This is a genomic window from Paralimibaculum aggregatum, assembly GCF_030270585.1.
Lineage (GTDB): Bacteria > Pseudomonadota > Alphaproteobacteria > Rhodobacterales > Rhodobacteraceae > Thermohalobaculum > Thermohalobaculum aggregatum.
In genome coordinates this window covers 37,153-50,006 of sequence record NZ_BSYI01000015.1, presented here as the reverse complement: position 1 = coordinate 50,006, position 12,854 = coordinate 37,153, and the positions used below count along the sequence as shown (strand labels likewise).

11 protein-coding genes and 1 pseudogene are annotated in these 12,854 nt (G+C 71.9%); 7 read left to right on the top strand and 5 right to left on the bottom strand.

Features of this window, described 5'->3' with window-relative positions; genetic code table 11:
• Positions 1 to 3 precede the first annotated feature (3 nt).
• Together QSJ97_RS11035 and QSJ97_RS11030 are read right to left on the bottom strand one after the other, a co-directional pair.
• Positions 4 to 1,437 carry a YcjX family GTP-binding protein gene (locus QSJ97_RS11035; protein ID WP_285671815.1) on the bottom strand — a complete coding sequence of 478 codons (1,434 nt, stop codon included), beginning with the start codon at positions 1,435 to 1,437 and terminating at the stop codon, positions 4 to 6.
• A gap of 5 nt (positions 1,438 to 1,442) precedes the next feature.
• A complete protein-coding gene (locus QSJ97_RS11030) occupies positions 1,443 to 2,216 on the bottom strand; it encodes an alpha/beta hydrolase (RefSeq protein ID WP_434220909.1) in 774 nt (257 codons plus the stop codon).
• 46 nt (positions 2,217 to 2,262) lie between these two features.
• Between QSJ97_RS11030 and QSJ97_RS11025 the strand changes: the two genes are divergently transcribed.
• From QSJ97_RS11025 to QSJ97_RS11010, 4 genes are all read left to right on the top strand, one after another.
• Positions 2,263 to 3,444, top strand: a complete 1,182-nt coding sequence (locus QSJ97_RS11025; RefSeq protein ID WP_285671813.1) for a glycosyltransferase family 4 protein — start codon at positions 2,263 to 2,265, stop codon at positions 3,442 to 3,444.
• On the top strand, positions 3,441 to 4,295 hold the full coding sequence (locus tag QSJ97_RS11020) for a hypothetical protein (protein WP_285671812.1): 855 nt from the start codon (positions 3,441 to 3,443) through the stop codon (positions 4,293 to 4,295). Before QSJ97_RS11025 ends, QSJ97_RS11020 begins: the two co-directional genes overlap by 4 nt.
• A gap of 104 nt (positions 4,296 to 4,399) precedes the next feature.
• Positions 4,400 to 6,361 (top strand): threonine--tRNA ligase, encoded by a 1,962-nt coding sequence (gene thrS / locus QSJ97_RS11015; protein WP_285671811.1) that lies wholly within the window; start codon positions 4,400 to 4,402, stop codon positions 6,359 to 6,361.
• Between the two features lie 227 nt (positions 6,362 to 6,588).
• The gene (locus QSJ97_RS11010; RefSeq protein ID WP_285671810.1) at positions 6,589 to 7,254 is read left to right on the top strand and encodes a DNA-3-methyladenine glycosylase I; all 666 of its coding nucleotides are present in this window, start codon (positions 6,589 to 6,591) and stop codon (positions 7,252 to 7,254) included.
• Between the two features lie 123 nt (positions 7,255 to 7,377).
• Here QSJ97_RS11010 and QSJ97_RS11005 read toward each other — a convergent pair whose 3' ends face one another.
• Positions 7,378 to 7,788 (bottom strand): MAPEG family protein, encoded by a 411-nt coding sequence (locus QSJ97_RS11005; RefSeq protein WP_285671809.1) that lies wholly within the window; start codon positions 7,786 to 7,788, stop codon positions 7,378 to 7,380.
• Between the two features lie 167 nt (positions 7,789 to 7,955).
• On the opposite strand from QSJ97_RS11005, the gene QSJ97_RS11000 reads away from it, so the two are divergent.
• Genes QSJ97_RS11000 through QSJ97_RS10990 form a run of 3 tightly spaced genes read left to right on the top strand, consistent with a single transcriptional unit; the run spans position 7,956 to position 10,534 of the window.
• A complete protein-coding gene (locus QSJ97_RS11000) occupies positions 7,956 to 8,624 on the top strand; it encodes a ferredoxin (protein WP_285671808.1) in 669 nt (222 codons plus the stop codon).
• Positions 8,625 to 8,677: 53 nt separating this feature from the next.
• Positions 8,678 to 9,205, top strand: coding sequence for a SixA phosphatase family protein (locus tag QSJ97_RS10995; RefSeq protein WP_285671807.1), 528 nt, complete (start codon positions 8,678 to 8,680; stop codon positions 9,203 to 9,205).
• A gap of 48 nt (positions 9,206 to 9,253) precedes the next feature.
• A complete protein-coding gene (locus QSJ97_RS10990) occupies positions 9,254 to 10,534 on the top strand; it encodes a TAXI family TRAP transporter solute-binding subunit (protein ID WP_285671806.1) in 1,281 nt (426 codons plus the stop codon).
• Between the two features lie 48 nt (positions 10,535 to 10,582).
• Here the strand turns inward: QSJ97_RS10990 and QSJ97_RS10985 are convergent, their stop codons facing one another.
• The gene (locus QSJ97_RS10985; RefSeq protein WP_285671805.1) at positions 10,583 to 11,386 is read right to left on the bottom strand and encodes an amino acid ABC transporter ATP-binding protein; all 804 of its coding nucleotides are present in this window, start codon (positions 11,384 to 11,386) and stop codon (positions 10,583 to 10,585) included.
• Positions 11,387 to 11,409: 23 nt separating this feature from the next.
• Positions 11,410 to 12,072 (bottom strand): annotated as a pseudogene (locus QSJ97_RS10980) (amino acid ABC transporter permease); the annotation flags it as partial.
• Positions 12,073 to 12,854 lie beyond the last annotated feature (782 nt).

The following is a 12,854-nucleotide window of genomic DNA, read 5'->3' as shown; positions in this document are numbered from 1 at the left end:
GGGCTACTCCATACGGTCGCCGATGAGGAAGTCGAGCGCCTTGTCGAGGCGGATATGCGGCGGGCCCTTGCCGGCATCGGTGCTCCAGCGGGGCGGCGCGAAGGGGATCTGGGCGAAGGCGGCGTCCGGCCAGTCGGCCGCGGCGGTGCCGGGATCGGCGGCGGCTGCGATCAGGGCGGCCGGGTCGTCCGGCAGGCTGCCGGCATGGACGGCGATCTCGCGGCCGGTATCGGCGCGGCGGCCGCGCACCATGGCGAGCGGCCGGCCGCCGGCGCTGGCCTCGTGCTCGACGGTGGCGCGGATCGCGGCCAGCGCCACGCCGCGCAGCTCGGCGCCGCGATAGGCGGCGCGCCCGGCCGCCTCGGACACCATCGCCTCCACCAGCCGGGTCAGCGCGCCATGCGCCGAATGGTGCAGATGGTCGGCCTTGGAGGCGGCGATCAGCAGCCGGTCGATCCGGCGGCCGCCGAGCAGGCGTTCGATCCAGCCGGCGCGGCCGTGGCGGAAGGCGGCGAGGGTGCCCTCGAGGCTCTCCATCAGGTCGCCGAAGGCGCGCGGCCCGTGGGCGAGCGCGCCGAGCGCGTCGATCAGCACGACCTGCCGGTCGATGCGGGCGAAATGGTCCTGGAAGAAGGGCTTCACCACGACCCGCTTGTAGGCCTCGAAGCGCCGGCGCATCTCGGCATGGAGGCTGGTCTTCCGCGGCGCCTCCGGGGCCGGCAGCGGGGCGAAGGTGAGCGCCGGCGAGCCCGCGAGATCCCCCGGCAGCAGGAAGCGCCCGGGCGCCAGCGCCGCGAGCCCCGCCCTGCGGCAGCGCGCGAGATAGTCGGAGAAGGCCGCGGCCAACGCCTCGGCCGCCGGCTCGTGATGCTCGGCGGCGGGGTCGGCGGAGGCCAGCGCCTTGAGCCAGCCGGCGGCATGGGCGCGCCGCGCCGGGCTGCGGGCGGCGGCCAGCGCGGCCTCGGCCCAGGCATCGTAGTCGATCTCCAGCAGCGGCAGGTCGACCAGCCATTCGCCGGGATAGTCGACGATGTCGACATGCAGCACCCCGCCGGCGCCGATGCCGCCGAGGATCCCGGCCGGCCGGTGGCGCAGCGAGATCCGGAGCTGGCTGACCGAGCGGGTGCTCTCGGGCCAGCGCGGCGGCACCGCGGTGAGCGCCTCGAGATGCCTCTCGTAGGCAAAGCGCGGCAGCGCCGGGTCGGGCTGGCTGCCGAGGCCGGCGGAGAGGATGCGCCCCTCGGCCTCCGGCGCGAAGCCCGCCAGCCGCCCGCGATGCAGCAGGCTGGCGGCGAGCGCGGTGATGAACACCGTCTTGCCGGCGCCCGAGAGCCCGGTGACGCCGATGCGCAGGCTCGGCTCGAACCAGGCGCCGGCGCGTTCCGTCGCGGTCTCGACCCGCTCGAGCAGGCTGTCGGCGATCTCTCCGAGGCGCATCGGGTTCAGGCGGCGAGATGGGGGGTGAGGGCGTCGAGGGTGTCGTCGAGCAGCGCCAGCTCGCGCGGCCCGGAGAAGCGGTGGTCGGAACCCTTGACGAGGGTCAGCCGGGCATCCGCGCAATCGACATGGCCGAGCAGGCGGGTGGCGACCTCCGGCAGCACGTCGGTATCGGCGGTGCCCTGCAGCAGCCGCAGCGGGAACGGCAGGGCGAGCGGCGTGCGCAGCACGAGGTTCTCGCGCCCGTCCTCGATCAGCCGGCGGGTGATGACATAGGGCTCGTCGGAATAGTCCGAGGGCAGCGCCACCTGGCCGTCGCGCGCCAGCGCCGCGCGCTGCTCGGCGTCGAAGCCGGCCCACATCGAATCCTCGGTGAAGTCCGGCGCCGCGGCGATGCCGACCAGCGCCGCCACCCGCTCGGGCATCCGCCGCGCCAGCAGCAGCGCGATCCAGCCGCCCATCGAGGAGCCGACCAGCACCTGCGGCCCGTCGGTCAGATGGGTCAGCGCGGCCTCGGCATCCTCCGCCCAGTCGCCGATGCAGCCGTCGAGGAAGTCGCCGGCGCTCTGCCCGTGGCCGGAATAGTCGAAGCGCAGGAAGGCCCGGCCGCGCGCCCGCGCCCAGTCCTCGAGCCAGAGCGCCTTGGTGCCCTCCATGTCCGAACGGAAGCCACCGAGAAAAACCACGCCGGGCAGCTTTGACCCATCGCCTTTCGCGTGCAGCCTGTGATACGCAATGCGTCGCATCGAAGCGCGTTCGAGGAATTCCGGGGCGGTCATGTCGGCGTCCTCCATCACGGGCCAGAGCGCCCGGGACCATAGCCGGTTGATCGCGGCGCAGGAAGGGCACAACCCGCTCGGAATCCTCCAGGTGGTGCCCCGGCTCGATACCGGCGGCGTCGAACGGGGGACGCTGGAAATCGTCGAGGCCATCGTGGCCGCCGGCGGGCGCGCGGTGGTGGCCACCACCGGCGGGCAGATGGTGCCGCGGATGCTGCGCGCCGGGGCCGAGATCTTCGAGATGAACCTCGCCACCAAGAACCCGTTCAACATCTGGCAGAATGCCGGGCTGCTGGCGCGGCTGATCCGCGAGGAGCGGATCGACCTCGTGCATGCCCGCTCGCGCGCGCCGGCCTGGTCGGCCTATCTCGCATCGCGGCGCTGCAACGTGCCCTTCGTGACGACCTATCACGGGACCTACAACGAGGACCTGCCCTTCAAGCGGTTCTACAACGCGGTGATGGCCAAGGGCCGCCCGGTGATCGCGGTCTCGGAGTTCATCGGCCAGCTTGTGGCCGAGCGCCACCGGGTGCGCGAGGAGGACATCGTGGTGATCCCGCGCGGGGCCGACATCTCGGTGTTCTCCGAGGATGCGGTGAGCGCCGAGCGAACCGTGGCGCTGGCCGAGCGCTGGGGCATCCTCGACGATCCGCGGCCGGTGATCCTGCTGCCGGCGCGGCTGACGCGCTGGAAGGGCCATGAGGGGCTGATCGAGGCGGCGGCGCTGCTGCGCAAGCGGCGCGGCGCGGATTTCCTGATCCTGCTGGTCGGCGATGGCGGCGAGGACTGGTATGCCCGCGCGCTGGAGAACCGGATCAAGTCGCACGGGCTCGAGCAGCAGGTCTGGCTCACCGGCGGCTGCACCGACATGGCCGCCGCCTACAAGGTGGCGAGCGTGGTGGTCTCGGCCTCGACCGATCCGGAGGCCTTCGGCCGCGTGGTGGTGGAGGCGCAGGCGATGGGCCGGCCGGTGATCGCCACCGATCACGGCGGCGCGCGCGAGACCGTGGTGCATGGCGAGACCGGCTGGCTCTATCCGCCCGGCGATGTGGCGCGGCTCGCCGAGACGCTGGACGCGGCGCTGAAGCTCGACCCGTCGGAGCGCGCGCATATGGGGCTCGCGGCGCGGGCGCGGGTGCATGCGCGCTATACGGTGAAGGCGATGCAGCGGGCGACCATCGATGTCTACGAGCGGGCCGCCGGGCGCAGCTTCGGGGTCTCGCTGTGAGCGGCGCGGCGGGGCAGCCGCTGGAGATCGTGCTGCACATCCCGAAATGCGCGGGCAGCACCATCGAGGTGCATCTGCTCAAGCATCTCGGGCCGGAGGCCTTCTGGTCGCCGCGGCGGCGCGGGCGGGCGGTGCCGATCGAGCTCTTCGGGCGGAAGTACAACGGCCGGATGCCGGCGCCGCCGGAGGCGATCCGGGCGATCTCCGGGCACTATATCGGGCGCTCGGTGGAGGCGCGCTTCGCCGGCCGGGCGATCCGCCGCTCGGTGCTGATGCGCGAGCCGCAGGCGCTGGTGCTGTCGTGGTACAACTACCGCATGGCGCGCTACCGCTCGCTGGGGCAGGCGGGCTATCCCTTCGGCCTGCATCTGGCCTGCATGCCGCCCGACCCGCTGGCGCATTTCCTGCTGGCCAACTGGCTCGAGCTGCCCTGGGCGCGGCTGGCGCGGATGGATGCCGGGGAAAAGCTCGCGCGGCTCGAGGCGGCCTTCGCGGCGTTCGACTTCATCGGCGATGTGTCGGACTGCGACCGGCTGGTGGCGGAGCTCTCGCGCCGGCTCGGCATTCCCGAGGCGGCGGAGGCCGCCAACACCGCCCATGGCTGGCGCGCGGAGACCGGGATCGAGCCGCTCCGCCGCGAGATGCTGGCGCCCGAGGACGCCGCCGAGCTCGACCGCCGCACCCGGCTCGACACCGCGTTCTGGCGCCGGGTGGCACGGCGCGAGCAGGCAGCCTTCGCGGCGGCGGACGCGATGCCCTTCCTGCGCTCGGAGCTGCGCCGCCCGCTGGCCGAGCTCGCCCGCAAGCGGCTGCGCGGGCGCCGCATGGTGGACACCGCACCGCAACCCTGAGCGCCGGGCGCAACGGGCCGCCTTGACAGGCCCGCGCGGCGGCGGGAAACCTGCCGCCCGTTCCACGACGACGATCCCATGCAACCCCTGAGCGGATGAGAGCCATGAGCGAGATGATCACGATCACCCTACCCGACGGCGCCGAGCGCGAGTTTCCGCGCGGCACCACCGGGGCCGAGGTGGCGACCGCGATCTCCAAGTCGCTCGGCAAGGCGGCGCTGGCGGCGAAGATCGACGGCCGGCTGGCCGATCTCTCCGAGCCGCTGGAGGCGGATGCGAAGCTCGCCATCCTCACCGCCAAGGACGAGGCCAACCGCCAGGACGTGCTGGAGCTGATCCGGCACGACTGCGCGCACATCATGGCGCGCGCGGTGCAGGAGCTCTGGCCCGAGACCAAGGTCACCATCGGCCCGGTGATCGACAAGGGCTGGTACTACGACTTCGACCGCGAGGAGCCCTTCACCGAGGAGGATTTCGCGGCGATCGAGAAGCGCATGCGCCAGATCATCGAGAAGCGCGAGCCGGTCACCACCGAGACCTGGGAGCGCGACCGCGCGATCCGCCACTACGAGGCCAGCAACGAGCTCTACAAGGTGGAGCTGGTCGAGGCGATCCCCGAGGATCAGAAGATCCGCATGTACTGGCACGGCCACTGGCAGGATCTCTGCCGCGGCCCGCATCTGGCCCATACCGGCCAGGTGCCGGCGGATGCCTTCAAGCTGATGTCGGTGGCCGGCGCCTACTGGCGCGGCGACAGCCGCAACAAGATGCTGCAGCGGATCTATGGCGTGGCCTTCGCCAGCAAGGCCGAGCTCGAGGCGCATCTGCACATGCTCGAGGAGGCCGCCAAGCGCGACCACCGGCGCATCGGCCGCGAGCAGCAGCTCTTCCACCTGCAGGAGGAGGCGCCGGGCATGGTGTTCTGGCACCCCAAGGGCTGGGCGGTCTACCGCGTGCTCGAGGACTACATGCGCCGCCGCCTGACCGCCGCGGGCTATCAGGAGATCCGCACCCCGCAGGTCGTCGACCGCAAGCTCTGGGAGGCCAGCGGGCACTGGGACAAGTATCGCGAGAACATGTTCATCACCGAGATCGACGAGGAACATGCCAACGAGAAGCGCGTGAACGCCCTGAAGCCGATGAACTGCCCCTGCCATGTGCAGGTCTACAATCACGGGCTGAAGAGCTATCGCGACCTGCCGCTGCGCCTCGCCGAGTTCGGCTCCTGCCACCGCTACGAGAGCTCGGGCTCGATGCACGGGCTGATGCGGGTGCGCGGCTTCACCCAGGACGATGCGCACATCTTCTGCACCGAGGACCAGATCGAGGACGAGACCGCGCGGTTCATCGACCTCTTGGGCTCGGTCTACCGGGATCTCGGCTTCGAGCGCTTCGACATCAAGCTCTCGACCCGGCCGGAGGTGCGCGTCGGCTCCGATGCGGTCTGGGACAAGGCCGAGGCGGCGCTCGAGGCGGCGGTGCGCAAGGTCACCAACGACTACGAGGTCGATCCCGGCGAGGGCGCCTTCTACGGGCCCAAGCTCGACTTCAAGCTGACCGATGCGATCGGGCGCGAATGGCAGTGCGGCACCTTTCAGGCGGATTTCAACCTGCCCGAGCGGCTCGGCGCGGAATACGTCACGCCGGACGGCGACAAGGCGCGCCCGGTGATGATGCACCGCGCGATCCTCGGCAGCTTCGAGCGCTTCCTCGGCATCCTGATCGAGAACTGCGCCGGGCGCTTCCCGACCTGGCTCGCCCCGGTGCAGGCGGTCGTGGCGACCATCGTCTCGGACGGCGACGCCTATGCCGAGGTGCTGGCGCAGCGGCTGCGCGATGCCGGGCTCAGGGTCGAGAGCGACCTGCGCAACGAGAAGATCAACTACAAGGTCCGCGAGCATTCCAGTGCCGGCGTGCCCTATATCCTCGCGATCGGCCGGCAGGAGGTGGAGGCCGGCACCGTCGCCGTCCGCCGGCTCGGCCAGCAGGGGCAGAAGGTGATGCCCTTCGGCGAGGCACTCGGCCTGATCGCCGAGGATGCGCGGGCGCCGGACCTGCGCGGCTGAGCCCCGGCACACGGCCGGGGGCGCCGGCGGAGGGGGCGCCCGCCGCCTCCCCCGCCCCTGCACCGGCGCGCCGGCTTCGGCGTTGCACCTGCCCACCCATGGGAGGCGGCGGGCGCCCCTTGACCGGGTCGTGCCCGGGTCACGCGCGGGTCACGGGCGGGTGACTTGACGCAACGTGCCGCCTGTCGGATGTTCCCGCTATATTCTCCATGCAGGGGAGGCGGAACATGCGCAGCTTCGACGAGATCTTCGCCATGGCGGCGGAGCGCCACGGCGGGCCGGCGGCGCTCGAGGCGCTGCTGCCGGTGCCGGTGGCGCCCGGGGAACTCTCCCGGCTGCCGGACGATCGCTGGCTCTCGGCCTTCTCCTTCCATGTCTTCACCGCCGGTTTCAGCTGGAAGGTGGTGGAGGCGAAATGGCCCGGCTTCGAGACAGCCTTCGACGGCTTCGACCCCGGCGCCTGCTCGATGATGGATGACGAGGCGCTGGAGGCGGCGGCACGGACCGGCGGCATCGGCCACATGGGCAAGGCCCGCGCGATCCGCGACAATGCGCTGATGCTGCGCGCGCTGGCGGCCGAGCATGGCAGCGCCGGCGCCGCCTTCGCCGCCTGGCCGGGGAGCGACTTCGCCGGGCTGCTGCTGTTTCTCAAGGCCAGAGGCGCGCGGCTCGGCGGCAACACCGGCGCCTATGCCCTGCGCGGCCTCGGCAAGGACGGTTTCGTGCTGAGCCGCGACGTCACCGCGGCGCTGGTCCGCGAGGGCGTGGTGGCGAAGGCGCCCGGCTCGAAATCCGCCATGGCCGCGGTGCAGCGGGCCTTCGACGCCTGGGCCGGCGAATCGGGCCGTCCGCTGATGCAGATCAGCCGGGTGCTGGCGCTCGGTGTCGGCTGAGGCGCGCCGCGTGCCACCCGCCCCGGTCGGGCCGGGCGACCGGCCGGCAGCGCGCCGCGGGCGGGGCGGCGGGGCCGGGCGCAGCGCCGGCCGCGGCGCCTCCTCCGGACGCCGTCCCGAGGCTCAGATCCAGCCGAGCACCGCGAGGCCGAGCACGATCTGGCAGCCCACCCCGACCGCGAAGAGCAGCGTGCGCACCACCGGCATCCCGGCGACATAGACCCCGTAATGCGCCACCCGCACGAAGAAGAACAGCGCCGCTGCCTGCGCGGTGAGCGCCGTGCCGGTGCCGGTCGCCTGCACCGCCAGCGCCAGCACACCGAAGACCACGAGGTTCTCCACCGCGTTGCGATGGGCGCGGACGGCGCGCGCCGCCCAGGGCACGGTATAGGCGATGTCGTGCTCGCCATCCATCAGCGCGGGGCCGAGCCCGCGGTCGGAGATCATCCAGAGGATGTAGGGCACCCACATCACCGCAGTGGCCAGCGCAGTGGCGGCGAGCCAGAAGATTTCGGGACTGGTGGTCTCGGGCATGGACATTCCCTCCCAGAATTTGCGATGTCGGCTGCGGCGGGGGGCCGCGTGCTCCCCTCGATCCTAGCGTCATTCCGGAAAACCGCGACCGCGATGTGTGTCCTTCCCGCGCCTGCCGGCGCCGCAACCCGTGCCGAGACCGCCCGCGCCGCGGCGGCGTGCCCGCGATGAGCGCGGGGCGGGGCGCCCTCGCGGCGGCGCTGCAGCGGCTGGGCCTCGCGCTCCATGGCGGCTTTCATGGCTGCCCGGAGGATGGCCTGCCCGAGGGGCTGGAGACGCTGCTCCTCGTCGGCGCCGACGGGCCGCGGATGTGGGCGGTGTTTTCCGCCGCGCCGGAAGCCGCGGACGGCCGCGCCGACCCGCTCGACCGCTGGAGCCGCCGGGTGCTCGCCCCCCTCGCCGCGGCCGAGGGGGGGCAGGCGCTGTTTCCCTTCGGCGGGCCGCCGCATCTGCCCTTCCTGCGCTGGGCGGCGCGGGGCGAGGGGCTGGCCGGCTCGCCGGTGGGCCTGCCGGTCTCGCCGTCGCGGGGGCTCTGGGCCTCCTATCGCGGCGCGCTGGCGCTGCCCGGGCGCCGGCCGCTGCCGCCGGCGCCGGCGCCGCAGCCCTGCCTTGCCTGCCCGGCGCCCTGCCTCACCGCCTGCCCGGTGGGGGCGATGGGGCCGGCGCCCTACGATGTCGATGCCTGCGCCGCGCATGTCCGGGGGCCGGCGGGCGCGGCCTGCCGCGACGGCGGCTGCCTGGTGCGCCGGGCCTGTCCGGTGGGCAGCCCGCCGCCGGCGGCGCAGACCCGCTTTCACATCGCCGCCTTCCTCGCGGCACGCACCGCCGGCGCCTGAGCCGGCTTCTACGCAGTTGACCCCGGAGGTCCGATGACTGTCATATTCCCGGCATGAAAAAGGTGATTCTGGTCCGCCACGCCAAGTCGAGCTGGTCGGACCCGGCGCTCGAGGACCATGACCGGCCGCTCGCGCCGCGCGGGCGGCGCGCCGCGCCCGTGATCTCCCGCTGGCTGCTCGAGCGCGGGCATCTGCCCGATCTGGTGCTCTGCTCCTCCTCGCTGCGCACCCGCCAGACCGTGGAGCTGATGGCCGAGACGATCCCGGGCCTGCCGGCGCCGGTGATCGAGCCGGACCTCTATCACGCCAGCCCCGACCAGATGCGCGCGCGCCTCGCCGGGCTGCCGCCGGAGACCGCCGCGGCGATGATCGTCGGGCACAATCCCGGTCTCTCGGCGCTGACCCGCAAACTCGCCGGCGGCGCCGTCCGCCCGCGCTGCGCCCGTGCCTTCGACCATTTTCCGACCGCGGCGGCAGCGGTCTTCGAGCTCGATCTCGAGGACTGGGGCCGGCTCGCCTATCACGCCGCCGCCTTCGTCGATTTCGCCCGGCCGCGGGAGCTCGAGGCCGGCACGGTCTGAGCCGCAGCTGCCCGGCCCGCGACAGGTGGCGCAAGGGGGACGCACTGCATGGCCAAGCTCGGACTCTACGCGCTCGCGGGGCTGATCCTGGCGGGCCTGCTCTGGACCCTCTGGACTGCGCTCGACCTCGCGCCCGACACCGAGCTGAGCCTTGCCGCGGGGCGGGCCGGAGGCGGCTATCACCGGCTCGCCGAACGCTATGCCGAGATCCTCGCCGAAGACGGCATCACGGTGGAGATCCTCGAGACCGATGGCTCGGTCGACAACGCCCGGCTGCTCGCCGAGGGCCGCGCCGATGCCGGGCTGCTGCAGGGCGGCGTGCCGGTGCCCGAGGGCGTGCCGCCGGCGGCGATCGCCGCGCTGTTCCTCGAGCCGATCCTCTTCGTCGAGCGCGAGGCCGCGCCGGTGCCGCGTTTCCCGCCGGACTGGCGGGGCCTCGCGCTCGCGGTGGGGCCGGAGGGTAGCGGCGCGCGGTTCGCCTGGGGGCGGCTGGCCGGCACGATGGAGCTCGACCGGACGGCGAACCGCGAGGTGGCGCTCGGCGGCCGCGCGGCGGCCGAGGCGCTGCGCCGGGGCGAGGTGGATCTCGCCCTCTTCGTCGCGCCGACCGATGCGCCCTATCTCACGGAGCTGCTGTCGACGCCCGGCCACGGCCTCGTGCCGGTGGCGCAGGTCGAGGCACTGACCCGCCGGCTGCCCGAGCTGGTGGCGCTGCGCCTTCCCGCGGGCACGCTGGATTTCGGCGCGCGGCTGCCGCCCGAGGACGTCACGCTGCTCGCCACGCCGGCGCGGATGCTGGCGCGCAAGGACCTGCATCCTGCCCTCGTCAACCGGCTGGTGCGGGCGGCGCGGATGCTCCATTCCCGGGCCACGCAGCTCTCGCTGGAGGGGGATTTCCCCAGTGCCCGCCAGCTCGGCGCGCCGCTCAACCCGCATGCCCGGGCGCTGCTCGAGAACGGGCCGTCGCGGCTCATGGAGTTCCTGCCCTACTGGGTGGCGGCGCAGATCAACCGCTTCCTGGTGCTGATCCTGCCGGCGCTGTTCCTGCTGGTGCCGCTGATGCGGGCGGTGCCCGCGCTCTACGAATGGGCGATGCGGCGGCGGATCTACCGCTTCTATCCGCAGTTGCAGGAGATCGATCTCGGGGTGACGGAGGCGCGCGATGCCGCGGCGCTGGACCGGCTCTCGGACCGGCTCGACGCCCTCGAGGGACGGCTCAGGGGGATGAAGCTGCCGCTCTCGTTCCGCGAGAACGCGCATCTGGCGCAAAGCCATCTCGGCCTGGTGCGCCGGCGGCTCGCCGAGCGCCGGGAGGAGATCGCGCGCTGAGGGGAAGGGGAAGGGCAGGGGGCCGGGCGGCCCCCCGCGGATCCGGGCTCAGTGGCCGAGGATCTGGCTGAGGAAGAGCTGGGTGCGCTCGGATTTGGGGTTGTTGAAGAACTCCTCGGGCTCGTTCTGCTCGACGATCTGGCCCGCATCCATGAAGATCACCCGGTTCGCCACCTGGCGCGCGAAGCCCATCTCGTGGGTCACGCAGAGCATGGTCATGCCCTCCTCGGCGAGGCCGATCATGGTGTCGAGCACCTCCTTGATCATCTCCGGGTCGAGCGCCGAGGTCGGCTCGTCGAACAGCATGATGCGCGGGTTCATGCAGAGCGAGCGGGCGATCGCCACGCGCTGCTGCTGCCCGCCGGAGAGCTGGCCGGGATACTTGTTGGCCTGCTCCGGGATCTTCACCCGCTCGAGGAAGTGCATCGCGGTCTCCTCGGCCTGGCGCTTCGGGGTCTTGCGGACCCAGATCGGCGCCAGGGTGCAGTTCTCGAGGATCGTGAGATGCGGAAACAGGTTGAAGTGCTGGAACACCATGCCGACCTCGGCCCGGATCTTGTCGATGTTCTTCAGATCCGAGTTGAGCTCGATGCCGTCCACCACGATGTCGCCCTGCTGGTGCTCCTCGAGGTGGTTGATGCAGCGGATCAGCGTTGATTTGCCGGAGCCCGAGGGCCCGCAGATCACGATCCGCTCGCCGCGATACACCGTGAGGTTGATGTCGCGCAGCACGTGGAAGTCGCCATACCACTTGTTCATGTTGGTGATCTGGATGGCGACCTCGTCGGAGACCCGCATCCGCGAGCGGTCGGCGCGGAGTTCGGTTGCCGGATCTGCAGTTGCTTCGGTCATGACTTTTGACTCCCTGTGACCCGTCAGCGGTGGTCGGTTTTGAGCTTGCGCTCGAGATACATCGAGTAGCGCGACATCCCGAAGCAGCAGACGAAGAACAGCGCGGCGACGAACACGTAGGTCTCCGCATAGATGCCCTGCCAGCGGCTGTCGGCCAGGATCGGCGCGATCACGCCGAGCGGGTCGAACAGGCCGATGATCGAGACCAGCGTCGAGTCCTTGAACACGCCGATGAAGATGTTGACGATCGACGGGATCGAGATCTTCAGCGCCTGCGGCAGGATGATCAGCCGCATCGACTGCGCATAGGTCAGCCCCATGGCATCGCCGGCCTCGTACTGCCCCTTGGGCAGCGCCGCCAGCCCGCCGCGGATCGCCTCCGCCACATAGGCCGAGGCGAACAGCGTGACCAGGATCAGCACCCTCAGGATGATGTCGAAGGAGGTGCCGGGCGGCAGGAAGTAGTTGAGCAGCGAGGAGGCCACGAAGAGCAGCGTGATCAGCGGCACGCCGCGGATCGCCTCGATGATCGTCACCGCCACCATGCGGATGAAGATCAGCCCGGAGCGCCGCCCGAGCGCCAGCAGGATGCCGATCGGCAGCGAGCCCGCGATCGCGGTCACGCCGATGATCAGCGTCAGCAGGAAGCCGCCGAGCTGCGCGCTCTCGACCTGCTCGATCCCGACCCGGCCGAAGTTCTTGTAGATCGTCCAGATCCGGGTCTGCTCGCCGATCAGCCGGCTCTCGGTGGTCTGGTAGGCCTCGGCGAGATCCTGGTCCTCTGGCGAGAGCGCCTGCATCGAGGCGGCCGCCAGTTCGGGGCTGGCGTCGAGATCCTCGTGCACGAAGTCCGCCACCGGCTTCGCGCCCTCGGGCGTGGCGACGCTTTCGGTCGAGAGCTTCTCGAGCGCCAGCCGGAGCCCGGAGATCTCGGCGCGCTGCTCGTCGAGGGCGAGCAGGTCGCTGCGCTCGCGGCGGGCGGCGGCCCGGGCGGCGTCCTCGGCCTCCGGATCGGCGATCACCTGGTCGAGCATGGCGACGCGGTCGGGGATGCGGGTATCGGCCACCGCGCGGGTCAGCGCCTCGTCGACCGCCGCAACCCCGAACAGCAGCCAGAAGGCCACCGCGAAGATGCTGGCGATCATCGCCAGCGTGTTGGCCAGCTCCTCGCCGAGGGTGTCGTCGAGCATCCGCTCAACCAGCCAGTAGACCACATAGGCGATCACCGGCGTGGCGACGACGAGGATCGGGCCCCAGATCGAGCCGCCCCAGATCAGGAAATAGGCGACCGCCGGGAACAGCACCGAGAAGACCAGCAGGAAGCGCCGCACCGGCGGGATGATCCGCGCGAGCCCCAGCGCGATCAGCGGCGGGCCGAGGATCAGCGCCGCCGTCATCGCGTCGAAGCCCTCGTCGGGCCACCAGGCGGAGAAGCCCCACACCGCCCAGACCACGGCGAAGAACACCA

What these genes read in the sequence shown, in the direction of transcription:
- QSJ97_RS11035 (WP_285671815.1), bottom strand. Translation starts at nt 1,437, where the DNA reads ATGCGCCTCGGAGAGATCGCCGACAGCCTGCTCGAGCGGGTCGAGACC.
- QSJ97_RS11030 (WP_434220909.1), bottom strand. Translation starts at nt 2,216, where the DNA reads ATGACCGCCCCGGAATTCCTCGAACGCGCTTCGATGCGACGCATTGCG.
- thrS (WP_285671811.1), top strand. Translation starts at nt 4,400, where the DNA reads ATGAGCGAGATGATCACGATCACCCTACCCGACGGCGCCGAGCGCGAG.
- QSJ97_RS11010 (WP_285671810.1), top strand. Translation starts at nt 6,589, where the DNA reads ATGCGCAGCTTCGACGAGATCTTCGCCATGGCGGCGGAGCGCCACGGC.
- QSJ97_RS11005 (WP_285671809.1), bottom strand. Translation starts at nt 7,788, where the DNA reads ATGCCCGAGACCACCAGTCCCGAAATCTTCTGGCTCGCCGCCACTGCG.
- QSJ97_RS11000 (WP_285671808.1), top strand. Translation starts at nt 7,956, where the DNA reads ATGAGCGCGGGGCGGGGCGCCCTCGCGGCGGCGCTGCAGCGGCTGGGC.
- QSJ97_RS10995 (WP_285671807.1), top strand. Translation starts at nt 8,678, where the DNA reads ATGAAAAAGGTGATTCTGGTCCGCCACGCCAAGTCGAGCTGGTCGGAC.
- QSJ97_RS10990 (WP_285671806.1), top strand. Translation starts at nt 9,254, where the DNA reads ATGGCCAAGCTCGGACTCTACGCGCTCGCGGGGCTGATCCTGGCGGGC.
- QSJ97_RS10985 (WP_285671805.1), bottom strand. Translation starts at nt 11,386, where the DNA reads ATGACCGAAGCAACTGCAGATCCGGCAACCGAACTCCGCGCCGACCGC.